Raw genomic sequence first — 25,879 nt, 5'->3', positions numbered from 1 at the left:
TCCAGCTTCCAGCGTCAAACTTTCAGCCTTTTATCCGATGTGGGTTCCCGGCTCAAGCACGGCTCCTTTTTTCACAACTACAATTCCATCTTGTACAGAATAGGTTCCGTAGTCGCCATCTTCAAGGTGTCGGCCTCCGATAATTCGTACATTATCACCGATAAAACAGTTTTTATCCAGAATTGCTTTTTCGATATAACAGTATTTTCCTATTCCCATATTTGGGCGGCCTTTCCTATCATTGATTACAATTTCTTTTGTATTTTGATAAAAATCGGCTCCCATTACGTAAGAATTTACGATGGTACTTCCTTTATCTATTCTTGTCCGGTTTCCGATAACAGAATTTTCAATTTTATCTGCCATAATGATACATCCGTCTCCGAAAACAGCTTTGCTTACATAAGAGCCATTAATTTTTGACGGCGGCAACATTCTCGCTCTTGTATAAATAGGCGAAGATGAAAACAAATTGAATTGAGGGAAATCCTGACAAAGATCTATATTGGCTTCATAAAAAGATTCAATGGTTCCGATATCTGTCCAATAGCCTTCGTATTGATAGCTTAAAGTGGTGTATTTTCCGATGGAATTTGGAATAATATCTTTTCCAAAATCATCACCCGCACCATCTTCAAACATTTTTTTAAGAATACTTTTCGTGAAAATATAAATTCCCATTGAAGCTAAAAACTCTTTCCCAGCGTGCTTGTTGTTCTCGGAAACTTCGGATTTTAAACCTTCCAGCATATCATAACTGGGCTTTTCAACAAAAGAAGTAATATTTCCTTCATCATCTGAACTTAAAATCCCAAAACCTGTTGCATCTTTAGCATTTACAGGAATTGTAGCAATGGTAACGTCGCCTCCTTTTTCGATGTGAAAATCCAGCATTTCGGTGAAATCCATCTGATAAAGCTGATCTCCGGAAAGAATTAATATATAATCATAATCATATTTTTCCAAATGCTTCATCGACTGACGCACGGCGTCTGCAGTGCCTTGAAACCAGCTGTCATTTTCAACATTCTGCTCTGCAGCCAAAATATCTACAAAACCTCTGCTGAAAATATCAAAATGATAAGAATTTTTAATATGTGCATTCAAGGATGCTGAATTAAATTGTGTTAAAACCAGAATCTTATTCAATCCTGAATTTAAACAATTGGAAATAGGAATATCCACCAATCTGTATTTTCCGGCAATCGGAACAGCAGGTTTTGACCTTGTATAGGTTAACGGAAAAAGCCTGGTCCCTCTACCTCCTCCTAAAACGATTGAAATAACATTACGGTTCATAAATAATTTGTGATTTTATTTCTTATATAAATTGATATATTTTTCTGCGGATTTTTCCCATGCAAAATCAAATTTCATATTTGAAAGTACAAGATCATCCATTGTCTTTTTTTGATTGTAAATACTTAGCCCGCGAATCATTGCATGAATGATATCATCTACGCCCGGATAGGTAAAATTCAAACCTGAACCTCCTGTCGAAATATCTTTTACAGTATCTCGGAGGCCGCCTGTATAGCTCACCACGGGAACGGTTCCGTATCTCATGGCATACATCTGATTGAGACCGCAAGGCTCTACCCGTGAAGGCATCAACAAAAAATCTGCCGAAGCGTATATTTTATGCGAAAGATGTTCTTTATATCCGATATCTGTTGCGAAATTTGCATAAACTAAGTCTGCTTCACGCAATTTTTCTTCAATATAAGTGTTTCCTGAACCTAAAATTATAATATTTAATGCTCCGTAAGTTTGTTTAATGCTCCTCCAAACAACTTCGGGAAGAAGATCTGCTCCTTTTTCTGTAGCAAACCGTCCTATAAAAGCAAATAAAGGCAATTCAGGATTGAGGCCGTATTCTTTGCAGAGCTTCCGCTTATTTTTATTTTTAATTTTAAGCACATTTTTACTATTGTAATTAAAATCAAGCATCGGATCTGTTTCCGGATTCCAGATATCGGTATCAATTCCGTTGATAATTCCGTATGCTTTTGTAAATTCGTCTCTTACAAGGCTTTCCAAACCTTTAAAACTTACATAAAGTTCTTCCAGATAGCCTTCGGAAACTGTTGTAAAAGCATGTGAACATTTAATCATGCTCGCCAATGGATTGATAAGACCGTTCCAATCCAAAAGCCCCCATTTGTAATGATCAAAAGCCGGCATAAAATGCACCATATCCCAACTCATCATTCCCTGATATTCTCCGTTGTGAATAGTTCCTATGGTTTTCGTGCCTTTCAGAAACTTGAATTCAGGACAATGTTCTACCATAAAAGGAACCAAACCGGTATGATAATCATGACAATGCAACACATCGGGACGGATTTGCATTGCACTCAACCAATGTAAAACACCATGCTGAAACGCCAGAAACTGAAAATTCTCATCGCGGTAACCGTACGGATTTTCACGATCTAAAAGCCCTGGAATTTTCACCAAAAACAATTCAAAACCTAATGAATCCGCTTTTTCTTTCATCACCTGAACCTGAAGCATATTTTGCCCCTGATGAATGAAACCGTCGAAAACCACCTCAAAATCGTGGTCATAAATAAACGATTTGTTGTACCAAGGCATTACAACCTTTGCATCAATTCCATCTATTTTATTCTGGTATTTCGGCAATGCGCCTACAACGTCGGCTAAACCACCAACTTTGGCGACGGGATAACATTCTGTACTGAGGTGATAAATTGTCATTACTTTTTGTGTTGTTTTATTCTTTGTACTTTATAATTTTTATCTTTTTTCATTTTTAAAACAATTCCGGCAAGCGGCGGAAACTTAAGAGATATAGATTTGGGGCGGCTCATCCATTCTTCATCTTCTTCCCTGAAAACGGTTGATTCGACTCCGCTTCCGCTGTATTTTTCATCATCAGAATTAAAAATCACTTTCCAGCTTGTCCCGGCATTGACACCGATTTTATAATCAAAAGTCTCCGGCTTAAGGTTTAAAATAACCATTAAAACATCGTCTTTCTTTTTCCCTTTTCTTAAATAAATATAAACCGAATTGTTTTCATCATTCGCTTCCACCCATTCAAAACCATTCTGATTAAACTGATTTTCGTAAAATGCAGTTTCGTTTTTATATAAATGGTTGAGATCTTTCACAAGATTCTGCAACCCTTTGTGTACAGGATATTGCAGTAAATGCCAATCTAAACTCTGTTTAAAATTCCATTCATTGGTTTGTCCAAATTCATCACCCATAAAAAGCAGCTTTGCCCCGGGATTCGTAAACATATACACATACAAGGCACGGAGATTGGCAAATTTTTGCCATTCATCACCTTTCATTTTATAAATCAGACTTGCTTTGCCGTGTACCACCTCATCATGAGACAAAGGCATCATATAATTTTCATTATACATATACATTGAGGCAAATGTGAGCTTATGATGATGGTATTTTCGATTTTCGTAATCTTCTTTAAAATAATCTAAAGTATCGTGCATCCAGCCCATCATCCATTTCATGCCAAATCCCACGCCACCGTCATGCACAGGTTTTGTAAGCAAAGGAAAATCTGAACTTTCTTCTGCAATGGTAAAAATACTGTTCCCAAATTCTTTATAAACTGCGGTATTGAATTCCTGTAAAAATGTTTTTGCTTCGAGATTGACGTTTCCACCATAAATATTTGGCTCCCATTCGCCTTCGTTCCTTGAATAATCCAGATGCAGCATCGAAGTAACGGCATCCACGCGTAAACCGTCTGCATGATAACGATCCAGCCAAAACATGGCATTAGAAATCAGGAATGATTTAACTTCGTTTCTTCCGTAATTAAAAATATAAGATTTCCAGTCGGGATGAAAACCTTTCCGCGGATCTTCGTGCTCATAAAGAAAAGAACCATCAAAACAGTGTAGTCCGTTGGCATCACCAGGAAAATGCGAAGGAACCCAATCCAGAATCACCCCAATATTATTTTTATGAAGCTCATTAATCAAAAACATAAGATCCTGCGGCGATCCGAAACGTGAAGTTGCTGCATAAAAACCCGTAATCTGATATCCCCAACTCGGATCATAAGGATATTCCATAATCGGCATGAATTCTACATGCGTAAAGCCCATTTCTTTACTATACGGGACCAGCTTATCTGCAATTTCTCTATAATTTAAAAACCTATTCGGTTCATCAATATCTCTTACCCATGATCCCAAATGCAGCTCATAAACAGAAATCGGAGCTTCCAGACTATTTTTTTTCCAGCGGTTTGCCAGCCATTCTTCATCACTCCATTCGTACCAGGTTGTAGAAACCAAAGATGCCGCCTGAAGATTCTGTTCCCAGCTTAATGCATAAGGATCGCTTTTTTCTAAAATTTTACCATAAACGTTTTCTATAGCATATTTATAAAGCGTTCCCCAAGTTAATCCCGCTATAAAACCTTCCCAAATACCGGATCCATCCCATCTTGGGTATAAAATATGATCTTTATGATTCCAGTTATTAAAATTTCCGATTACCGAAACCTTTTTCGCGTTGGGAGCCCAGACAGAGAAATAAACGCCTTTTATTCCGTCTTTTTCTACGGAATGAGCACCAAATTTATCATAAAGCCGATAATGTTTACCTTCTTTAAAAAGATAAATATCATGATCCGTGAAAAGCGTGTAGGTTTTTACAGAATTCATCATAGTTTTTTGGTCTAATTGATCATCAGAAAACCTTTTTGAACTTTAAAACATATTATGTTAAATCAAATTCAAAAAATTGGCGATGACTATCAAATATATAAATTTTTCCTTTGATAAAGAGCGTTTTTTATTAATTTTAAGTTACATATAATAAAAAGATTTTATACTTTTAGTCATTACAACACAAACACAGCTAATGAAATTCAGACTTTACACAAATGAAACCGATGAAAGAGCCGTTTATATCACAGGAAATTTCAACAGCTGGAATCCCAAAGATCCCAATTTTAGGCTAAAGCCCGACGACAAAAACACCTATTCCATAGAAATAAATGATGAAATTCTCAGCAATGAAGTTGAATATAAATTCACCAAAGGAGGATGGGAAAATGTAGAGCTAGACCGGCACAGAAATATTACCCCGAACAGAAAAATAATAAAATCTTTAGGCGAAACTTCTGATGTCGTAGAAAAATGGAGGCTCAATTGGGGGCCTTTCAAAGAAGAGTTTTTTCCGATTGTTGAAATAATCTCAGAAGAATTTTATATTCCCCAACTCGACCGTTACCGCAAAGTCTGGGCACTTTTGCCTTACGATTATTATATTTCAAACAAAAAGTATCCTGTTTTATATCTACAGGATGCTCAAAATCTATTCAATGAAGGAAGCGCTTACGGAAACTGGGAAATTGATAAAAAACTTTCTATTTTGGCTGAATACGGCCGCGGCGATGTTATTGTAATCGCTGTAGAACACGGAAGTGAAGACCGAATCAAAGAATATATTTTTGACAACGATAATGTTGCCAACGGCTCTGAAGGGAAGAAATACATCCGTTTTATTACAGATACTTTAAAACCTTTTATTGACGAAAATTACCGTACCAAAAAAGACCGCGAAAATACAGGAATCGGAGGAAGTTCTTTGGGCGCTCTTATCAGTATTTACAGCGGTTTTCTTTATCCTGAAGTGTATTCAAAATTATTGATTTTTTCGCCGTCGCTTTGGGTGGAACCAAACAATAATTTTCCGATGATGAATTTCAGAACGCCTTTTAAAACTAAAATTTATCTTTACGGCGGCGGGAAGGAAGGCTCTAAAATGGTAAAAAGAATAGAAATATTTGAAAATTATCTTAAAAGATGGGAAAAGAAAAATCTGTTTGATTTTGAATTTAAAACAAGCATTGATCCGGACGGCTCTCACTCAGAATTTTATTGGTCGCAGGAATTCCCAAGAGCAATTGAATGGCTGTTTTACAACAATACCGAAAATCCTGTGGAAGTACAGCCGCAACAAAACACATTAAAAAATTAAAAAAAATTATGAAATTATTAAACAAAAAAAGCAAACAATATTCACAGATATTTCAATTATTTACGGAAGAATCTTGGGCTAAAGAATATGAAAATTATAATAAAAACATTTCACTTTTTTTTTCCGGAAAAAAACATGAGATTTTCATTAATACAAGTGGAGAAACCGTTACTTATTTTATAGGAATCGGAAAATCTGATCTTCAGGATTTTGAATTTCAGCAAATTGCGGTAAAGTTTTCCCAAGCTCACAATAAGAGTTTTCAGACGGTGCCTACATTGATTTTAGCAGATTTCATTAGCGAAAAACAGTTTGAAGAGCTTGTAAAAGGTTTGTTTTTGGGAACTTACAAATATCCTTTCGACAAAAGCCATCCTTTCTGGAACGAAAAATTTGAAATTCATTTTGAAAATTTAAGTCCTGAAAAATTAACTCTGATCAGTAAAAAAACTCAGGCACTTTGCGAAGGACAAACGGTTTGCCAAGATTGGCTCAACAGACCGGCTAATCTGAAAAAACCTGATATTTTTAACCTTTATCTTAAAACTTTAGCTGAAAAATATTCTTTAAAATATACGGTCTTCAATAGAAAAAAATGTGAAGAATTAGGTATGGGAGCCTTTCTTTCCGTCAATCAAGGAAGTGCTTATGACGCGGCATTTACGATTTTGGAGTACAAAACCACCAAAAAAAACGCAAAAACTTTCGGATTGGTTGGAAAATGTGTGCTTTTTGACACCGGCGGAATTTCTCTCAAAAATCCCGACAACATGCATTACATGAAGTCTGATATGGGCGGCGCAACAGCTGTAATCGGAACATTGATTTACGCTGCGGAGATGAAACTTCCGTTTAACATCACCGTAATTTTACCTGTTACCGACAATGCAATTTCAGAAAAAGCATATCTTCCAAGCGATGTGATTACCGCCTACAACGGAAAAACAATTGAAGTGCTGAATACTGACGCAGAAGGAAGAATGACTTTAGCAGACGGACTTTCTTATCTTTCAAAAAACTACAAAACTGATGTTTTAATTGACATTGCAACCTTAACGGGAAGTTCCGTGCGCATGTTTGGAGATACTTGCGGAGCGATGTTTTCTAATAATGAAGAACTGAAAAACCTTTTAATAAAATCCGGCGACAAAACCAATCAGAGGCTTTGGAATCTGCCTTTATGGGATGTATGGTCGGATGATTTTAAATCTGATGTTGCCGATTTTAAAAACATTTCCATGAAGCCAATCGGCGACTGTATTGTAGCTGCAAAATTTTTGGAGCAGTTTATAGAAAATCATCCGAACTGGGCACATTTGGACATCGCCGGTGTTGCCTTCGGAAACGTTGGATATGCTAAAGAAAAAGCGGCAACAGGCTTTGGAGTCCAGTTAATTGCTGATTTAATCGAAAATTATCATTAAAAATTAGTTCATTTAAAAAAATATCTGTATAATTGATTAGGAATTTTCATATAAACATTTATGAGTGATTTTTAATATTGAATAAACAATAAAGAATCACTTTTATTTTTGAATATTCACTAAAATAAAAAAAACATTATATGGAGGAGAAAACAATTGTATGCATTTCGTGCTATTACAAGGGTTATGATTTTATGGACGAAATGAAACAACTCGGCAATAAAGTCATCTTGATAACATCAGAAAACCTTAAAGAAAAAAACTGGCCGTGGCAATCTATTGATGAGGTTTTCTATATGCCCGAAATAAAGCCGTCTGTATGGAATTTGGATCATCTTGTACAAGGATTTTCTCATCTGATGAAAACCAGAAAAGTAGACGCTGTCGTTGCTTTGGATGATTATGATGTAGAAAAAGCCGCACTCATCCGCGAAACTTTCCGTATTCCGGGAATGGGGCAAACGACGCACAGATATTTCAGAGACAAGCTTGCAATGCGTCAAAAGGCAAAAGATTCCGGCATCAATGTCCCTGAATTTACAGCTGTTTTTAATAATAAAGAGGTAGAAGATTTCACCAAAAAAATTCCCGGGCCTTGGGTTTTAAAACCACGTTCTGAAGCTTCGGCATCCGGAATTAAAAAAATTAAAACAACACAGGAACTTTGGGAAGCTTTAGAAAATTTAGGCGAAGAACGCCATTTCTTTCTTCTTGAAAGTTTTAAGCCTGGCGATGTGTATCATGTTGACAGCCTGACATTTAATAAAGAAACTGTTTTTACTTCTTCATCAAAATATCTTGCCCCACCGATGCAGGTTTCTCATGAAGGCGGTGTTTTCAGAACTAAAACTCTTGGCAGATATTCTGACGAATTTAAGGCGCTTGAAGAAGCCAATGCAAAAGTTTTATCAAATTTTGGACTAGTAAACGGAGCCACACACACCGAATTTATTCGCGGAAAAGAAGATGGAAAATTGTATTTTCTGGAAACCTCTTCAAGAGTTGGAGGAGCACATATTCCCGATCTTGTGGAAGCATCGAGCAGCATCAATATCTGGCGCGAATGGGCAAAAATAGAAGATGCGCTTTTAAGAGGGAAAAATTACGTAGTGTCCAAACCTACAGGATATTATTCGGGGTTGATTGTAGCCTTGATTAAAGATTTAAAACCCGATTACAATATTTTTGAATGTGAGGAAGTTGTGAAATTTATTCCTATCGATTACCATGTCGGGATTGTTTATAAATCTAATAATGCTACAATAGTTCAGGAAAGGCTTGATTACGCTGCGGAAAAAATACATGCTGATATGCTGAATATTCTTCCGCCTAAAGACAGGCCATGCTCTTAAATATTATCATTTATAAAATCATAATCATATTTAAATCCGAAATCATAAAGAACTGATATTATATTCGGGGAAAAACTTAAATTTTAAAAATGCCACAAATAGAACATACAGATTATTACTCACATATATTGGGAACAAGCCTTAAGGTTGAGGTTACAGGACATTTTGGACATCCGATCATCATGTTTCCGACTTCACAAGGATTGTATACCCAAAATCATGATTTTCATCTCAACAGCAGTATCAATTGGTTTGTAGAGCAAGGAAAAGTAAAGCTTTATAATGTACAGACAATCGATGCATGGAGCTTTTATGATGAAAAAATTACACCACAGCAAAGAATTAAGAATTACGAAAAATATGTTCAATTTTTGATTCAGGAGTTCGTTCCATATATTCAGAAGATTCACAATACACATCGTGTTGCGGTTGCCGGAGCCAGTTTTGGTGGGTATCATGCTGCCAATTTTGCCTTTAGATTTCCTGATGTTGTTTCACATTTATTTTGCCTTTCGGGTGCTTTCAGCATCAGAAACTTTATGGATGGATATTCTGACGAATTGGTATATTTTAATTGCCCGCGGGAATTCGTAAAAAATGACGAAGCATGGAAGTACAAGCATATGCACATTGTTTTGAGCACTTCGGATGAAGATATTTGTAAAGATAAAAATTTGGAAATGGCGGATATTCTGACTTCAAAAGGGATCGATTTCTGGTATGATGAAAGAAAATGGATCAACCACGACTGGCCACTCTGGCGAATGGTTTTTCCTACATTTATTGGAAATTTCTTTTAAGAAAAAACATTAATAATCAATTTATAAATAAATAATCAAAAAATACAATTATGGCAAAAAAAGTAGGAATTCTATTCGGTATGGAAGATACATTTCCTTGGGCATTTATCGATAAAGTGAATGAACTGGGCGGTGGAGAAATCATCGCTGAAGCTGTCACTATCGACAAACTTGAGCAAGGTGCTGATTATGGCTATGCGGTTATTATCGACAGAATTTCACAGGATGTTCCTTTTTACAGAGCTTATCTTAAAAATGCAGCACTGAACGGAACTTATGTCATCAACAACCCTTTTTGGTGGAGCGCCGATGAAAAATTCTTCAATAATGCTTTGATGTCAAAACTGGGCATTCCGCTTCCGAATACTGTTTTACTTCCGTCTTATGAAAGACCGACAGATACTTCAGAAACATCTTTCAGGAACTTAAAATTTCCTCACGATTGGGAATATATTTTCAATTATGTTGGTTTTCCGGCTTATATGAAACCGCATGACGGCGGCGGTTGGAAAAGTGTGTACAGGGTAGAAAATCCCGAAGATCTTTGGGAAAAGCTAGCTGAAACAGAGCAGCTTGTGATGATGGTACAGGAAGAAATTGTTTTTCAGGATTATTACAGAGTATATTGTTTAGGTAAAAAATATGTACACATAATGCCTTATGAGCCTAGAAATCCGCATCATTTAAGATACTCAACTACACACCAGACCGAAGGCGAAGATTTAAAAAAATTATTAAAAACCATTCATGATTATACAATTAAAATGAATGAAGCTTTAGGCTATGATTTCAACACGGTAGAATTTGCCGTACGCGACGGAATTCCTTATGCTATCGATTTCTGTAATCCGGCTCCGGATGCTGACAGAAATTCTGTAGGTGAAGAAAACTTCGCATGGATCGTTGAACATTCGGCTAAATTGGCAATAGAAAAAGCAAAAGAATATGTACCGGGAAAACAAAATATCTCTTGGGGAACTTTTGTGAAAGACTCAGTAAAATAAATAAAAACAAAAAACACAGAAAAAAAAATGCATCAGTTTACAATTGGAATTGAAGAAGAATATCAAATCATCGATTTGGAAAGCAGAGATCTGGTTTCGCACGTTTCAAAAATTATTGAAGGTGGAAAAGCTGTTTTAAGTGAAAATTTAAAACATGAAATGCACGAATCAATGATCGAAATGGAAACGGGAATCTGCCAAAACATACAGCAGGCACAACTTGAGCTTACCAATTTGAGAAGACATCTTATCAATATTGCTCACGAAAATAATTTAAGAGTTTCCGGAGGTGGAACCCATCCTTTTTCAAATTGGGAACACAATACCATCACTAATGGCGAACGCTACAACAAAATCGTTGACGATATGGGTGATGTAGCTCGTGGAAATCTTATTTTCGGGCTGCATGTGCATATCGGAATTCCGAGTCGTGAAGAAGGTGTGAGAATTCAAAATGTGATGCGTTATTTTTTACCTCACGTTTATGCTTTATCCACCAATTCGCCTTTCTGGATCGGAAGGAACACAGGTTTTAAGTCATACAGACAAGAGATTTTTGTAAAGTTTCCACGAACCGGAATTCCAAGCTTTTTTAATTCTTTGGCAGAGTTTGACAGCTATGTCGATCTTTTGGTAAAAACCGGAACCATAGACAACGCCAAAAAAATATGGTGGGATCTGCGCGTACATCCGTTTTATCCGACAATCGAATTCAGAATTTGCGACATGCCTTTAAGAATAGAAGAAACAGTCTGTCTTGCTGCAATCATGCAAAGTCTTGTCGCTAAAATCTATAAACTGCATCAGCAAAACCTTAGCTTTAGAAGCTACAGAAGATTATTGTTGAATGAAAATAAATGGCGCGCTTCTAAAGACGGAATTAATTCACATTTGATCGATTTTGGTAAAGAAGAATCTGTACCTTATCCGCACTTGTTAAAAGAACTTTTAGAATTTATTGATGATGTTGTAGACGAACTCGGATGCAGAAAAGAAGTAGAATATGCCTGGAAAATTTTAGAAAACGGAACCGGAGCCGATAGACAGCTTCAAATCTATAAAGACACGGGAGATCTTACGAAAGTCGTTGATTACATGATATCTGAAACTGAATACGGCATCACTCACGGGGAAGTTGTTTCATAATATTTTTAATAACTTTACACAAAATATGAAGTTATGACAGATGTAAGAATTGCTTTGTTGGACATGAATGACAATCATGTAAATCAAGGATTTAGGAATATTAAAGAAATTTCTGAAGCCTTCCGACAACAATCTGAAGAAAATATAAGCATCAAAGTGTTTGATGTGAGACATAAAAATGAAATTCCGGATATAAAAGATTTTGACATATTTATTTCATCGGGCGGCCCAGGAAATCCGCACAAAGAAGGACACGAATGGGAAGGAAAATACGCTCATTTTTTAGATTCGGTTTACGAGCATAATAAAGAAAATGAGTCAAAAAAATATCTTTTCTTAATCTGCCATTCTTTCCAGTTGGCAAGCATTCATTGGGATTTAGGTAATATTTGTAAGAGAAAATCATATTCTTTTGGCGTCATGCCTGTACATAAAACGGAAGAAGGCGAGCAGGAATTTTTATTTAAAAACCTTCCGGATCCTTTTTATGCAGTAGATTCTAGAGCTTATCAGTTTATTGATCCGGATATGGAACGCTTTGAAGAGTTGGGAATGAAAATCGTGGCTATTGAAAAATTCCGTCCGCATATCAATCTGGAAAGAGCAGTAATGGCGGTGCGTTTTTCTGATGAAATTTTCGGAACACAGTTTCATCCTGAAGCAGATCATGAAAGCATGGCAGAAAACCTTAAAGACGAAAATAATAAAAATGCAATGATTGAGAATTTCGGGATGGAAAAGTATCTTGAAACCATCGACAGAATGAATGATGATGATAAAATCTTGCTTACACAAGCTCAGATTCTACCGAGATTTTTAAGATTTGCAAAAAAAAACATCTTGAAAAACGATGAAGTAATGGCTTAAAAGCTTTAATAATAACTATAAAAAAAATCGAGCAAAACTGCTCGATTTTTTAAAAACACAAAAGAAAGAAAATAATGATTCATAAATACAGAAAACAATTCAACGAAGAATTTTCTCAGGAAAAATACGAAAAGCTTAAAGAGATTCTTGCTCAAAAAAGTGGTTTGAGGCCTGAATTTAGAATTTCAGAAAGTCCGATATTTCTTACTAATGAATTTAAAAATAAGCTTATTGATGCAACCGAAAGCATTATTGATCAGATCAAAGCTTTACCTAATGAAACATTACAAAAAGCAATTCCTGAAAACTGTAAAGTTCCGAATGATACCAAACAACCACATTTTTTCACAATAGATTTTGGAATCTGTAAAAGCGAAAATGGAGAAATAGAACCTCAATTGATTGAATTACAAGCATTTCCTTCACTTTATGCTTTTCAAAAGGTTTTTGAAGAGACTTTTTGTGAAGTTTATCCTTTTCTGGATGAAATCAAAAATAAAATGCCTCATGAAGAATTTAAAACGTATTTACAAGATTTAATTCTTGGAAACGAAAATCCTGAAAATGTAATCCTTCTGGAAATTTATCCTGAAAAACAAAAAACAGCCATTGATTTTGTTTTTACAGAAAAGTTATTAGGAATAAAAACGGTCTGCTTAACCAAATTAAAAAAACAAGGAAAAAAACTTTATTACGAAAACAATCACAAGCTTACAGAAGTAAAAAGAATTTATAATCGTGTGATTTTTGATGAATTAGACAAAATTCCTGATCTTAAAACAGAATTTAACTTCAGAGAAAATATTGACGTAACCTGGGTAACGCATCCAAATTGGTTTTTTAAGATTTCAAAGTTTCTTTTACCAATGCTAAATCATCAGTTTGTTCCGAAAAGTTATTTTTTACACGAATTCCCTAAAACCGAAAACCTTGAAAATTTTGTATTAAAACCTTTATTTTCATTTGCGGGAAGCGGAGTCAACTTAAATCCGATAAAAGAAATTATTGACACCATTGAAGATAAAGAAAATTATATTTTGCAAAGAAAAGTAACTTACGAGCCTATTTTTGAAGATATCAACGGTGAATTTTCAAAAGCAGAAATCCGATTACTCTATATTTGGAAAGAAAATGATGAGCGGCCCATTTTATTGGAAAACCTTGGAAGAATGACAAAAGCAGCAATGATAAATGTAGATTTTAATAAAAAAGATGCAATCTGGATCGGAAGTTCTAATGCTTTTTTTGTGGAAGAATAATTAAATAGCTAATAAAACATCCAAAGTTTGGAGTTTTATTTTGAAAAGAATTTCGGCGGCTTCTTTGAAGCCGCCGAAATTCTAATTATTTAAATCCTTCTTCAAGCAATTCCCTTGTTTGATATTCCTGTACCAAATCTATTGCATTAGAAATCACATCGCTCAAAGCGGTGATAAATGTACCGTCTTCGGCCATGCTCATTGCATGTTTCAGGGCTTCAATTTCTTTAGGAATAATTTCATAGCTCACTTCCCTTCCCGACTGATGAATTCCATCGATAATCAAACCATTGATTTCTTCTTCCTTTCTTCCTCGAAGATGCTTTTCGTTGCGAATAATAATATAATCAAACATTCTTCCTGCAATTTTTCCGCAAAGCTTGATATCTTCGTCTCTTCGATCTCCAACTCCGGAAATAATACCTATTTTTTTGGTAGATTCAACATTTTTAAGGTAATCTTCAATCGCTTCGTATCCTGCAGGATTATGTGCAAAATCTATTAATACTTTAAAGCTTTTAAATTTAAAAATATTCAGTCTTCCTGGCGTAAGCTGGGCACTCGGAATAAAAGTTCTGAGAGAATTTGAAATATCTTCAATACCAAAACCATAAAGATAACATGCCAAACTTGCCGCTAAAACATTGGCAATCATAAATTTAGCCTTTCCCTCCATTGTGATTGGGAAATCTTTTGCTTTTCCGATTCTGATCTTCCAGTCTCCTTTTTTGATGGTTACAAAACCTTCTTCATATACACAGGTTGTTTTGCCTTCTTTAGCAAATCTTTTGATGTATTCGTTATTTTCATCTAAGCTAAAAATCGCAATTTGGCTTGGCAGATCATTAATGATTCGCATCGAATATTCATCATCGGCATTCATTACGCTCCAGCCATTTTTCTTAACGCTGTCGAGAACTACTCTTTTTACTTTGGTTAAATCTTTCAGATTATGAATATCATTCATTCCTAAATGATCTTCTTTAATATTGGTCAAAACTCCAATATCACATTGAGAAAAACCAAGCCCTGAACGCAAAATTCCGCCTCTTGCAGTTTCAAGAACAGCAAATTCTACGGTTGGGTCTTTTAATATAAATTCTGCAGAGATTGGTCCGGTCGTATCGCCTTTCGTAAGCATTGTATTCTGAATATAGATACCGTCTGATGTTGTGAAACCAACTCTGTATCCGTTATTTTTTACAATATGCGAAATCAATCTTGTTGTTGTGGTTTTACCATTGGTTCCCGTCACTGCGATAATAGGAATTGTAAAAGGTTTTCCTTGCGGATAAAGCATGTCAACTACCGGAGCTGCGACGTTTCTCGGAAGACCTTCGCTCGGCGCCAGATGCATTCTGAATCCCGGTGCAGCATTCACTTCTATGATTGCGCCACCACTTTCTTTTAATGGCTGCGTAAGGTTTTCGGCCATAATATCAATTCCGCAAACATCCAAACCAATGATTTTCGAAATTCTCTCCGCCATCGTAATATTTTCCGGATGCACCATATCGGTAACATCTATAGAAGTTCCTCCGGTAGAAAGATTGGCTGTAGATTTCAGATAAACAACTTCACCTTTCTGAGGTATTGAACCTAAGGTATATTGCAGTTTTTCCAGCAGTTCAAGCGTATCTTTATCAACGGTAATTTCTGTTAAGACATTTTCATGGCCATAGCCTCTTCTTGCGTCAAGATTTTCTTTTTCAATCAATTGCTGAAGATTGTGTTCGCCGTCTCCTACCACATGCGCAGGAACTCTTCTTGCAGCAGCAACCATTTTATTATTGATTACTAAAACTCTGAAATCATATCCTGTAATATACTTTTCAACAATTACTTTATTTGAATATTTTTGAGCATGTTCCAGACCTATTTTTGCAGATTCCCAATCGGTAACGTTGATTGATGAACCTTTCCCATGATTACCATCCAAAGGCTTAATAACAACGGGATAATTTATTTTTCTGATAACACTGTCCAGTTCCTCTTCATGAGTTACTAAATCTCCGATTGGAACAGGTATTGCTGCATCGTGCAGCATTCTTTTGGTTAATTCTTTATTACAGGCGATATCTACGGCGATGGAGCTTGTTTTTCCAGTAATTGTAGCCTGAAATCTCTGCTGATTGACACCGTAACCCAACTGAACCAAAGAATTGCTTCCCAATCTGATCCAAGGAATTTTTCTTGAAACCGCTTCTTCAACAATACTTCCTGTTGAAGGTCCCAGACGTACACGTTCTCTTATTTCTTTAAGCTTTTGAATACATGCGTTGAGATCATATTCCTTTCCTTCTATTAAAGCATTGGCTATTTCTACAGCCTGCTCAGCCGCATAAATTCCTGCATTTTCTTCAATATAATCAAATACAACATTATAAACTCCTGGAGTTTTCGTTTCGCGGGTTCTTCCAAATCCGGTATCCATTCCTGCAAGAGTTTGAATTTCTAAAGCAATATGTTCAATAACATGGCCCATCCATGTACCGGTCTCAATCCTATGGAAAAAACCTCCCGGAGTGCCTTCAGAACATCTGTGGCTAAATAAGGAAGGCATCAGATTTTCTATTCTTTCTCTGAAGCCATCAATTTTATTTGTAGGGAAATTTTCCATCTCCTCAAGATCCAAACGCATCTGTATCAGCTTCTTTCTCCTAATACTCCAGATATTAGGTCCCCTCAAAGCTTGTATCTTTTCAATTTTCATAATATTGTAAAATGGTATATTAATAAATTATATCTTTAATATCAAAGATAATGTAAAACCAAAAACAAAACTATAACCTCATTAAAAATTTAGTAAAAATATATAAACATTATAAGCAATTATAAATCAAAGCAAATGCATTAAAAGCGGTCTGATAATTTCTCTGACAATTTTATATTTTTTAACTTTGTGACCTATGAAACCTGTTGGAAAATTAATTATTATCGGTGGAGCTGTTAATAAAGGTAGTTTCTCAGAAGCCGATTACGACCAGAATGTAGAAAAAAATCTTAATTTTTTTGAAAGAGGGATTTTAAGAAAAATCATTACTGAATCTAAAAACAAAGAAAACTCGATAATTGAAGTTATCACTACGGCATCACAGATTCCTAAAATTGTGGGCACTGAATATAAAAAAGCTTTTGAATTTTTAGGAGCCAAAAACGTAAATATATTGGATATTCACAACCGTGAAGAAGCTAATTCTGACGCCATTGTAGCAAGAGCAAACGCTGCCGACGTTGTCATGTTTACAGGCGGAGACCAGCTGAGGCTGACTTCGATTCTTGGTGGAACAAGATTCCACGATACTATCTTACTAAAATATCAGGAGCAGGATTTTATTTATTCCGGAACGTCAGCCGGTGCCGCTGCAGCCTCTGAAAACATGATTTATCAGGGAAGCAGCTCAGAAGCGCTATTGAAAGGTGAAATAAAAACAACTCAAGGCTTGGGCTTAATCGACAATGTAATTGTTGACACTCATTTTGTGCAAAGAGGAAGAATCGGGCGTCTTTTTCAGGCTGTAGTCAGCAATCCAAGAACTTTGGGAATCGGCTTGGGAGAAGACACCGGCCTTTTCATCCATAATGATGTGATGACCGCCGTTGGGTCTGGACTTGTGATTATTGTTGATGGTAGATTTATTAAAGACACTAATCTTACGAATATCAATTTAGGCGAGCCAATTTCTATTGATAATTTAACCGTTCATGTAATGTCTATGAATGATCATTATGATTTAACAACTAAAAAATTAACGATAGAAAATTCCCAGTTTAATCCAATACCGCAAACTTAAAACAATCAATGATAATTGATTGGTGATAAATGATTTGATTTATATATGTATATAGATTAAATTTAATTAAACATCAATTATCATCTATCAATTTATATTTATATGAAAATCATTATTCACGGAGGTTTTTTTTCTGAAAGCGACCAAAGCCATGAGGTAAAAATTGCCAAACAAAATTCTTTGATAGAAATAGCACAAAATGCTTATCAATATTTAGAATCACATTCGGCATTCGAAACTGTGGCATATGCGGTCTCACTTCTGGAAAACGATGAATTGTACAACGCAGGAATCGGTTCACAAATTCAAAGTGATGGAATCATTCGTATGAGTGCAGCAATAATGGATGGCGAAACTCAAAAGTTAAGCGGTGTTATCAATATTCAGGATGTGAAAAATCCTATTTTTGTCGCGAAGGAACTAATGAAAGAAGAAGACAGAGTTTTGGGCGGAAGCGGTGCGAAAAAATATGCTTCCGAAAATGGTTTTGAAGACTTCTCAACCGAAATTCCACAAAGAAGAAAAGAATACGAAGTAAAACTCAATAATGGTGGAAAAGGAACTGTAGGCTGCGTTGCGATTGATAAAGACGGAAAATTAGCCGTTGCGACATCTACGGGCGGGAAAGGCTTTGAGATTCCCGGAAGAATTTCTGATTCGGCGACTGTTGCCGGAAATTATACTAATGAATTTTGTGCCGTAAGCTGCACCGGTGTAGGCGAAGATATTGTAAGCAATGCAACAGCAACAAAAATCGTGACCCGAGTAACAGACGGAATGAATCTGAAACAGGCTTTTGAAAAAACTTTTGAAGAATTAAAAACTATTGACGGCTTTGCAGGCGCAATCGCAATTGATAAAAATGGCAATATTCATCATCAAGATTCCCACCCAACAATGGTTTTTGCAAGTTTTGACGGAAAATATTTTGAAGTATTTAATTAACTTTAACAATATTTATTACTATTCCAATATTTTTGGCACGCATTTTACATAGTTATCAATAACAAATTTAAATATTATTAACTTTAAAAAATCAAAAATCATGGGAAATAAAACAAATGGCTTATTAGCTTTATTAGGATTGGGTGCATTAGCATATTGGAAATACAAAAAGTCTACTCCAGAGCAGCAGCAAGCTGTAAAAGATAAGATCAACAACGCAAAAGATAATCTTAATAAATGGGGAAATGACCTGAAAGATAAGGCAAATGAAGTAGCTTCTCAGGTTCAGACAAAAGTAGACGAAGCAAAAACAAAAGTAGAAGACACTAATATTTAGGCAACTAATATATTTTTAACATTCATGTACAGAAAGTCATCGTAAATATACATTACGATGACTTTTTTTGTGCTGATAATGCATAAACCATTGGTATTTTATTTCCGAATTTATTGATTCTCCACTTCCCTTTTTCAAATTCTTCAACATGCTTGAAGCAAGGATAAGGTGACCAGTCAAATTCCTGAAAATTGTCGATAATCAGATTAGTTTTAATTAAATTTTGCAAAACTTCGGACAGAGAATGATTCCACATTACATAATCCTGAACAATGTCTGCTGAAAAGTCTGCATATGTTCCTTCATACGTTTCTACAATTGGTTTTTCATTGAAATAATTGTAAGCAATTCCGTCAAAATCATCATCAAACATCCAAATTACGGGATGAAATTCTGCCATTACAAACCTTCCGTTTGGCTTTAAAAAATGATTAATCACATTTGCCCATTGAGCCAAATCCGGAAGCCAGCCAATCGTTCCGTAACTTGTAAAAACAATATCAAATTTTTCTTGCAATACATTCGGCAGTTCATACACATCAGAAATAATAAATTCTGTATCTGTCCCGCATTGTATTGCCAAATCTTTCGCAGCTTCAATCGCTTTATCCGACAAATCAATTCCCTTAACTTTTGCTCCCAATCTTGATAAAGAAATCGAATCCTGACCAAAATGACATTGCAAATGCAGGATTTTTTTATCTTTTACATTTCCTAAAAGCTCCAATTCGATCGAGTTTAAAGAATTTCTTCCTTTTAAAAATTCATCAACAAAATAGAAATCCGATTTCAGATGCGGTTCTACTTTAGCATTCCAGGAATTTTTGTTGATTTCGAGATAGTTTTCCATTTGTTTTAGTTTTCAAGTAGTTTTTTTCTGATCAATAAACTCTTCTTCTATTAAATACGCTTATTTTTAATGATTGTTTTCATGAAACATTTCATAGCAAATATAAAGATTAAAAGCCTTGAGTATTAAAATAATTTTACGACCTTTAACTTTGTATACCCTTTTGGATAGGGATTTCAAGCAGATTTAAAATAGAGATTCTGAAATCAATAAAATAATTTTATGAGTAAAAAACATATTGCAATAATAGGTCTTGGAGGTGTCGGTGGATATTTTGGTTTTAAAATTAATCAGACCAACGAAGCTTTACAAAAGCATACAATATCATTCATCGCAAGAGGTGAAACGTATCAAAAAGTAAAAAAAGATGGATTAACGCTGATCTCTCCCGAACATCCTAATAAGCAAACAATCCCAAATGCTGTTTATCAAAACATCAACGATATCGAAAATCCTGATTTAATATTGATTTGTGTAAAAGAATATGATTTAGAAAAAGTTTGTCTTCAGCTAAAAGAAGTCATTACAACAACGACTATTCTTCTTCCTATGATGAATGGCGTTGATATTTATGACAGAATACGAAAAATAATTCCTGAAAATACGATTCTACCATCTTGTCTGTATGTTGCTTCACACATTAAGGAAAAAGGGGTTGTGGAACATAAAGGAAAAGCAGGAAAATTAATTATAGGTAAAGATCCTGAGCATCTTTCTGCTTCTATCGATTGGGTAATCAACATGATAAAAGAAAGTAAAATTGATTTTGATTTTAAAGAAAATTCTTTAACTGATATATGGACGAAATTTATTTTTGTGGCAAGTTTTGGACTTGTAACGGCTAAATATAATTCGTCTATTGGGACAGTGTGTAATGATTCCTCTCAAAAATCTGAGGCAAACGAGGTAATGAAAGAGATACAGGTAATTGCTTACAAAAAAGAAATTCATTTAGGAATAGATATCATTGATAAAACATTTGAAAAAGCATCTACATTTCCACCAGAAACTCCTACTTCTTTGCAACTGGATTTGAATTCCGGAAAAGATAATAGCGAATTAGAATTGTTTGCAGGAGCCGTTTTAAAATATGGAATGGAACTTGGCATAGAAACTCCTTCCACTCAAAAAATATATGAAGAATTAAAAAGGAAGTAATAGATACTAAATTAAAAGAAAGTAAAAAATGAGGTTTCTCAATATTACGAACCTCATTTTTTACTTTCATTATTTTAGCCTAAAAACTCTTCCAAAGAAACCGTTTTCTGTTCTCCCAATTCAAGATTTTTAAAAGTCACTGTTCTGTTTTTAATTTCTTCTTCACCTAAAAAGACAAGATTTTTAATTCCTTTCTTTTCAGCGTAAGTGAATTGCTTATTGATTTTAGCGCTTTCTGGATATAATTCTGCGGAAACTCCTTTTTGTCTCAGTTGCATAATTAATTTTAAAGCTTCCAAAGTTTCTTCTCCTCCAAAATTGGCAAAAAGATATTCAACTTTCGCTGAAGCTTCTTCAGGAAAAACACCTAATTCTTCCATTACAAGATAAATTCTGTCTAAGCCAAAAGAAATTCCGATTCCGGGAATATTTTTTACTCCAAAAACTTCGGTCAGATTATCATATCTTCCGCCACCGCCGATCGAGCCCATTTGCGCTTCATCTGCTTTTACCTCGAAGATCGCGCCTGTATAATAATCTAAACCACGCGCCAAAGTAATATTAAAAACAAGATTCTGAATGTCTACACCAAGATTTACAGATTGCGTAAGTACAAATTCTAATTCTTCAACACCTTGCAAACCGATTACATTTCCTGCAAATTTTTCTTTTAGCTGAAGAAGGTTTTCCAAAGCATCATTCGACTGATTAAACAAAAAGTCTAGCTTATCAATAGATTCCTGAGAAATTTCTCTTTCCAATAATTCTGTTACGACACCTTCTTTTCCGATTTTGTCAAGCTTGTCAAGAGCAACTGTAAAATCGATTAATTTATCTGTAATTCCCGCATATTCCGCCAAACCTGAAAGAATTTTTCGGTTGTTGAGATGAATAGTTACCGAAACTTTAAGGTCGGAAAACGATTTTAAATACAATTGAATCAAGTCAACTTCCTGCAAAAGACTTTCGCTTCCTACAACGTCTGCGTCACATTGATAAAACTCTCTGAATCTCCCTTTTTGTGGACGGTCTGCTCGCCAAACCGGCTGGATTTGAAAACGTTTGTAAGGAAATGTGAGTTTGCCATGATTCATGGCTACAAATCTTGCAAAAGGTACTGTCAAATCATAACGAAGCGCTTTATCTGAAATTTGTGAAGTCAATTTCTGATGACTTTTATTGTCCCAATCTTCCTGATTTACTTTTGAAGTGTAATCTCCGGAATTCAGAATCTTAAAAATCAAGCGATCGCCTTCTTCGCCGTATTTTCCAGTTAATGTAGAAAGATTTTCAAAGCTTGGAGTTTCTAAAGGCTGAAACCCGAATAATTCAAAATTTTTCTGTAAAATATTGATAATATATTTTCTTCTTGAAACTTCCTCTGATGTAAAATCTCTCGTTCCTTTTGCTAAGCTTGGCTTCATTTTATAAAGTTGAATATTGATAAGTATGCAAAAATAAGGAATTGAAAGGACTTTTAAACTAATACAAAAAGCCGGAAACCAATTTCCCGACCTTTCTATTTCATCACTTGTGTTTTCGATGTTCAATAATTATACACTTTCTAAGATTTCTAAAATCTCTTCACCATAATTTTCTATTTTATGTTTTCCGAAACCTTTAATATCGAGAAGCTCTTCTTTCTTTGCCGGCTTATATTTTGCGACAGATACAAGTTCTTTGTTGGTCGCAATAAAGTAAGAAGGAAGATTTTGTTCCTTTGCCTTTTCGGAACGCCAAAGCTTTAAAGCTTCAAGAATTTTGATCTCATCATTGTTCAGCATTTCATCTTCTGCAGAATATTTCACCGTTTTCGGATCTTTTACGATGTTTTTCTTCAAGACGGTTTTAGTTTCATTAAAATATAAAATTACTGACCAAAAATTGTCGTTTTGCACAAAAGCTGTTTCTACATTCAAAATGTCATGATTATATAAAAAATCATCAATCATGCTTTGATCCTTTTGCAGAAATTCATCAGCAATTCTTACTTTCAAAACTTTTATTTTCATCATTTGTGTTTTTAAGTTCGATCAATTATTTTCCTCCTAAAAGCAGAATTTCGTCTACTTTTATTTCGGTGATATACTTTTTCACACCGTCTTTATCATCATAAGATCTGTACGTTAGCTTGCCTTCGATTGCAATTTCTTTTCCTTTTGGCACATATTTCTGGAAAATCTCAGCAGTTTTACCAAAAGCGATCAGATTGTGCCATTGCGTTTCTTCTACCTTTTCTCCTTTTGCATTCGTGTAAAAATCGCTCGTTGCCAAAGACACGCTTGCTTTTACATTTCCGTTTTCGAAGTTGATCATTTCTACTTCTTTTCCTGTGTGACCGATTAAGGTTACTTTGTTTCTTAGTGACATACTATTTTTATTTATGTTTAACAATCAGATAAGAGACGCTCACTGGTTTCTCAAATCTCTGCTGCAAAGATTGTTACATTTTTAGACCGAAGTCGGTACAAAACTATTTAAATACGTTTGTAGTCGTTTGCAAATGGATATTCTAAATAAAATCATCCAAAAAAAAATCTTAAATAATTCATTCCGTATATTTGAAATTATATACTTAGACCAAATGAATGAAAATAAAGAAAATGTAATTCATCCGAATCATAAAAAATCTGCTGATTTGATTTACCTGTCCGGAGCCTTGGGAATTGCAAATCTTATCTGGAGTTTTGAAACTTTGAACAGCGGCATCAAAATATTCATCGCCTTGATTTCAGTAGCTTTCGTCTTTGGAATTGGCTATTTGGTAAGCAAAGGAACTGAATGGATTAAATATTTTCTACTGGTAATATTACTTTTAGGATTGTTAGGAGTTTCTTTTATAGTTGCAAACTTAAAAAATGAGCCAGTTATTGGAACAATTAATATTATTCAGACAATTTTGCAAATTTGGGCTTTAATTCTTTTATTTAAGATTCCGAAATCTCATAAACTATAATTCACTATTGAAAAACTACAAAAACATTTAAACATTTGCATTCCCGGAAAAACTCTTCTTAAAGTCTAAAAATCTGATAAGCTGCGAAATTTGCTTGTTGGTTCTATTCTTATAAATAGTTTTAAGATATTTATAGTTAAAGCCATGATAATTTCAATATTCTTGCACAGTAATCGAATATTGAATGTAAATGTTTTAATATTCTTCCGTTGTGAATCAATATTGACACGGCGGCGAATAATATTGTTGTCTAGTTAAACTATATTTTCGTATTGTAAAGTTATATTTTTGCAACCTTAATTAATATTGGAGCATCCTAAACTTATATTTTTGCAATGTTGATTAATATTGGAGCATCATAAACTTATATTCTTTCGTTGTTAAAGAATACATCAAAGTTCCCTCCTAAAATTAGAATGCTGCGTCGCCGTAAAATAGTCACAAAAAACCTGATAAATTTCAGAATCCGTATGTGTCGCTTTAATTCCCAGTTGGAAATAAATTTCTAAAATCTGATGTGATAAACTTTCAACTAAATTTGATGAATAAGTATGAATTTCTGATTGCTTTTCCTGGGTTATCATTTGAGATTCCTTTAATAAATCTTCAATTTCGTTAGCAAATTCAATCACTTTTTCGAACGCTTCATCAATTTTATTATTAAAAGAATTCAAATTAAGATTCGGACGGATTTTAATTGCCTCATCGGAAAAATGCGATGCCATTCCCAAATAGTTCACCAGCAAAGTCAAGTCTGCAAAAATTCTGAACGGAATTTTATCTAAAGCATCATCCGTAAAAAATTCATCATAAATAAAACTGTAATCTTCAGAAACGTTTATATCATTAATTTTAAAAGAATAAGTTCGCGTCGATTTCATTCCCATCGATTTCCAGTCGGGAATAATTTCTGCCTGATTTTTAGGAATGACAAATGACCTGATTATTTCTGAACCTGATTGATCAAATAAAGGTGCTCCGTTTTTTGTAAGTCTCGCATTGAGTGTAAAATGGCTCAAATGTGGCGCTCCGGTTGCAAAATGCCAAAATCCGTTGATAAGAAAAGTCCCGTCGTTTTGAATATCTGCTGTTCCACCAATCATTCCGCTTCCGCCAAAACAGGTTTCAGGATCACTGAAAAGTTCTTTAGCAATGTTTGGTTTTAGATTTCTTGAAAAAAAATTGGCGCCGGAACATAACGTAAGCATCCAACCCAAACTTCCATCAATTTTTGCCCAGTCAAATAATATGGATAATCCTTCTTTCAAGCGTAAGCCCAATCCATCATAAGTTTTGGGAACCCAGATCTGAAGTAATCGCTGCTGATGAATATAGTCGATTATTGATGCAGGAACTTCAGAAACTCCGTGCATTTGTTTTCTGATCTCGTTACGTGTAAGCATTTATCTTTTTATTAAGTATTTTTCTCCATTCCATATATCCTGAAATCGCTACCATAAACAAGAAAGCAGTTAAAATTGCATACAGATAAAGGTCTTTATGAATCAATAACGGAATAGCAATGATATTACTTATATTTAATAAAACCCAGTTTTCAATTTTTCTTCTGGCCATGAGCCACATTCCGGCCCAAGCAAAAGCACTAACCAAAGAGTCCCAAACAGGCACATCAGAATCGGTGTAATAAGTAAGAAAAAACCAAAAAATACTAAACGCGGCGGTAACAATACCAACTACAATCAACTTTTCGTTTCCTGAAGTTCTGGAAATAGCGGTTTCAGATTCTTGTTTGCCAAACTTCCAATAAATCCATCCGTAAATGCTCATGACCAGATAGTAAAGATTAAGCGTAAACTCCGCATACAATTTGGAATTGATCATCACATAAAGCGTGAGTGAAATTCCGGCAATACCAAAAAGATAATTATTCGGATTGTTTTTTCGGGCCAATAAAACCTGAAAAATTGAAAAGAAGACCCCAAACCATTCCGGCCAGGTTGTCTTTAGTAAAATTTCCTGCATCAAATTAACTTAA

The 25,879-nt window shown here is 34.8% G+C and carries 23 protein-coding genes; 13 read left to right on the top strand and 10 right to left on the bottom strand.

Features of this window, described 5'->3' with window-relative positions; genetic code table 11:
• Positions 1 to 30: 30 nt before the first annotated feature.
• The 3 genes from AC6CHK_RS05985 to glgB are packed head-to-tail and all read right to left on the bottom strand — an operon-like array spanning position 31 to position 4,670.
• On the bottom strand, positions 31 to 1,299 hold the full coding sequence (locus AC6CHK_RS05985; RefSeq protein WP_498094483.1) for a glucose-1-phosphate adenylyltransferase: 1,269 nt from the start codon (positions 1,297 to 1,299) through the stop codon (positions 31 to 33).
• A 15-nt stretch (positions 1,300 to 1,314) separates the two neighbouring features.
• Positions 1,315 to 2,721, bottom strand: a complete 1,407-nt coding sequence (locus tag AC6CHK_RS05980) for a glycogen synthase (RefSeq protein WP_498094481.1) — start codon at positions 2,719 to 2,721, stop codon at positions 1,315 to 1,317.
• Positions 2,721 to 4,670, bottom strand: a complete 1,950-nt coding sequence (gene glgB, locus AC6CHK_RS05975; RefSeq protein WP_498095120.1) for a 1,4-alpha-glucan branching protein GlgB — start codon at positions 4,668 to 4,670, stop codon at positions 2,721 to 2,723. The genes AC6CHK_RS05980 and glgB overlap by 1 nt, the downstream gene beginning before the upstream one ends.
• Positions 4,671 to 4,869: 199 nt before the next feature.
• Between glgB and AC6CHK_RS05970 the strand changes: the two genes are divergently transcribed.
• From AC6CHK_RS05970 to AC6CHK_RS05935, 8 genes are all read left to right on the top strand, one after another.
• Positions 4,870 to 5,991 carry an alpha/beta hydrolase-fold protein gene (locus AC6CHK_RS05970; protein ID WP_498094480.1) on the top strand — a complete coding sequence of 374 codons (1,122 nt, stop codon included), beginning with the start codon at positions 4,870 to 4,872 and terminating at the stop codon, positions 5,989 to 5,991.
• An 8-nt stretch (positions 5,992 to 5,999) separates the two neighbouring features.
• Entirely contained in the window at positions 6,000 to 7,415 is a 1,416-nt protein-coding gene (locus tag AC6CHK_RS05965) for a M17 family metallopeptidase (RefSeq protein WP_498094478.1), read from the top strand.
• A gap of 140 nt (positions 7,416 to 7,555) precedes the next feature.
• On the top strand, positions 7,556 to 8,767 hold the full coding sequence (locus tag AC6CHK_RS05960; protein WP_498094476.1) for an ATP-grasp domain-containing protein: 1,212 nt from the start codon (positions 7,556 to 7,558) through the stop codon (positions 8,765 to 8,767).
• An 89-nt stretch (positions 8,768 to 8,856) separates the two neighbouring features.
• Positions 8,857 to 9,567, top strand: coding sequence for an alpha/beta hydrolase-fold protein (locus AC6CHK_RS05955; protein WP_498094474.1), 711 nt, complete (start codon positions 8,857 to 8,859; stop codon positions 9,565 to 9,567).
• Between the two features lie 50 nt (positions 9,568 to 9,617).
• Entirely contained in the window at positions 9,618 to 10,571 is a 954-nt protein-coding gene (locus tag AC6CHK_RS05950) for an ATP-grasp domain-containing protein (RefSeq protein WP_498094472.1), read from the top strand.
• A gap of 27 nt (positions 10,572 to 10,598) precedes the next feature.
• Entirely contained in the window at positions 10,599 to 11,717 is a 1,119-nt protein-coding gene (locus tag AC6CHK_RS05945) for a carboxylate-amine ligase (protein ID WP_498094470.1), read from the top strand.
• A gap of 33 nt (positions 11,718 to 11,750) precedes the next feature.
• Entirely contained in the window at positions 11,751 to 12,584 is an 834-nt protein-coding gene (locus tag AC6CHK_RS05940; RefSeq protein WP_498094468.1) for a type 1 glutamine amidotransferase, read from the top strand.
• A gap of 74 nt (positions 12,585 to 12,658) precedes the next feature.
• Positions 12,659 to 13,843, top strand: a complete 1,185-nt coding sequence (locus tag AC6CHK_RS05935; protein WP_498094466.1) for an ATP-grasp domain-containing protein — start codon at positions 12,659 to 12,661, stop codon at positions 13,841 to 13,843.
• Positions 13,844 to 13,928: 85 nt separating this feature from the next.
• Here AC6CHK_RS05935 and cphA read toward each other — a convergent pair whose 3' ends face one another.
• Entirely contained in the window at positions 13,929 to 16,556 is a 2,628-nt protein-coding gene (gene cphA / locus AC6CHK_RS05930; protein ID WP_498094464.1) for a cyanophycin synthetase, read from the bottom strand.
• A 196-nt stretch (positions 16,557 to 16,752) separates the two neighbouring features.
• Between cphA and AC6CHK_RS05925 the strand changes: the two genes are divergently transcribed.
• The 3 genes from AC6CHK_RS05925 (at position 16,753) to AC6CHK_RS05915 (ending at position 18,919) form a co-directional block, all read left to right on the top strand.
• Positions 16,753 to 17,637 (top strand): cyanophycinase, encoded by an 885-nt coding sequence (locus AC6CHK_RS05925; RefSeq protein WP_498094462.1) that lies wholly within the window; start codon positions 16,753 to 16,755, stop codon positions 17,635 to 17,637.
• 102 nt (positions 17,638 to 17,739) lie between these two features.
• On the top strand, positions 17,740 to 18,582 hold the full coding sequence (locus AC6CHK_RS05920) for an isoaspartyl peptidase/L-asparaginase (RefSeq protein WP_498094460.1): 843 nt from the start codon (positions 17,740 to 17,742) through the stop codon (positions 18,580 to 18,582).
• Positions 18,583 to 18,682: 100 nt separating this feature from the next.
• The gene (locus AC6CHK_RS05915) at positions 18,683 to 18,919 is read left to right on the top strand and encodes a YtxH domain-containing protein (protein ID WP_498094458.1); all 237 of its coding nucleotides are present in this window, start codon (positions 18,683 to 18,685) and stop codon (positions 18,917 to 18,919) included.
• 52 nt (positions 18,920 to 18,971) lie between these two features.
• Here AC6CHK_RS05915 and AC6CHK_RS05910 read toward each other — a convergent pair whose 3' ends face one another.
• Positions 18,972 to 19,769: a class I SAM-dependent methyltransferase gene (locus AC6CHK_RS05910; protein ID WP_498094457.1), complete on the bottom strand. Its 798-nt coding sequence runs from the start codon at positions 19,767 to 19,769 to the stop codon at positions 18,972 to 18,974.
• 222 nt (positions 19,770 to 19,991) lie between these two features.
• On the opposite strand from AC6CHK_RS05910, the gene AC6CHK_RS05905 reads away from it, so the two are divergent.
• On the top strand, positions 19,992 to 20,927 hold the full coding sequence (locus AC6CHK_RS05905) for a ketopantoate reductase family protein (protein ID WP_498094455.1): 936 nt from the start codon (positions 19,992 to 19,994) through the stop codon (positions 20,925 to 20,927).
• Between the two features lie 74 nt (positions 20,928 to 21,001).
• On the opposite strand, the gene hisS is transcribed toward AC6CHK_RS05905, so the two are convergent.
• The 3 genes from hisS to AC6CHK_RS05890 form a co-directional block, all read right to left on the bottom strand.
• The gene (hisS, locus tag AC6CHK_RS05900; RefSeq protein WP_498094453.1) at positions 21,002 to 22,351 is read right to left on the bottom strand and encodes a histidine--tRNA ligase; all 1,350 of its coding nucleotides are present in this window, start codon (positions 22,349 to 22,351) and stop codon (positions 21,002 to 21,004) included.
• A gap of 129 nt (positions 22,352 to 22,480) precedes the next feature.
• Positions 22,481 to 22,942, bottom strand: coding sequence for an HRDC domain-containing protein (locus AC6CHK_RS05895; RefSeq protein ID WP_498094451.1), 462 nt, complete (start codon positions 22,940 to 22,942; stop codon positions 22,481 to 22,483).
• A gap of 22 nt (positions 22,943 to 22,964) precedes the next feature.
• Positions 22,965 to 23,297 (bottom strand): single-stranded DNA-binding protein, encoded by a 333-nt coding sequence (locus AC6CHK_RS05890; protein ID WP_498094449.1) that lies wholly within the window; start codon positions 23,295 to 23,297, stop codon positions 22,965 to 22,967.
• A gap of 214 nt (positions 23,298 to 23,511) precedes the next feature.
• Here AC6CHK_RS05890 and AC6CHK_RS05885 point away from each other — a divergent pair, with 214 nt between their 5' ends.
• The gene (locus tag AC6CHK_RS05885; RefSeq protein WP_498094447.1) at positions 23,512 to 23,883 is read left to right on the top strand and encodes a hypothetical protein; all 372 of its coding nucleotides are present in this window, start codon (positions 23,512 to 23,514) and stop codon (positions 23,881 to 23,883) included.
• Between the two features lie 392 nt (positions 23,884 to 24,275).
• On the opposite strand, the gene AC6CHK_RS05880 is transcribed toward AC6CHK_RS05885, so the two are convergent.
• The gene (locus tag AC6CHK_RS05880) at positions 24,276 to 25,286 is read right to left on the bottom strand and encodes an acyl-CoA dehydrogenase family protein (protein WP_498094445.1); all 1,011 of its coding nucleotides are present in this window, start codon (positions 25,284 to 25,286) and stop codon (positions 24,276 to 24,278) included.
• A complete protein-coding gene (gene pnuC / locus AC6CHK_RS05875; RefSeq protein WP_498094443.1) occupies positions 25,273 to 25,869 on the bottom strand; it encodes a nicotinamide riboside transporter PnuC in 597 nt (198 codons plus the stop codon). The genes AC6CHK_RS05880 and pnuC overlap by 14 nt, the downstream gene beginning before the upstream one ends.
• Positions 25,870 to 25,879 lie beyond the last annotated feature (10 nt).

It is taken from the genome of Chryseobacterium sp. GQ58, from assembly GCF_059758895.1.
This window is presented reverse-complemented; position numbering and strand designations above follow the sequence as displayed.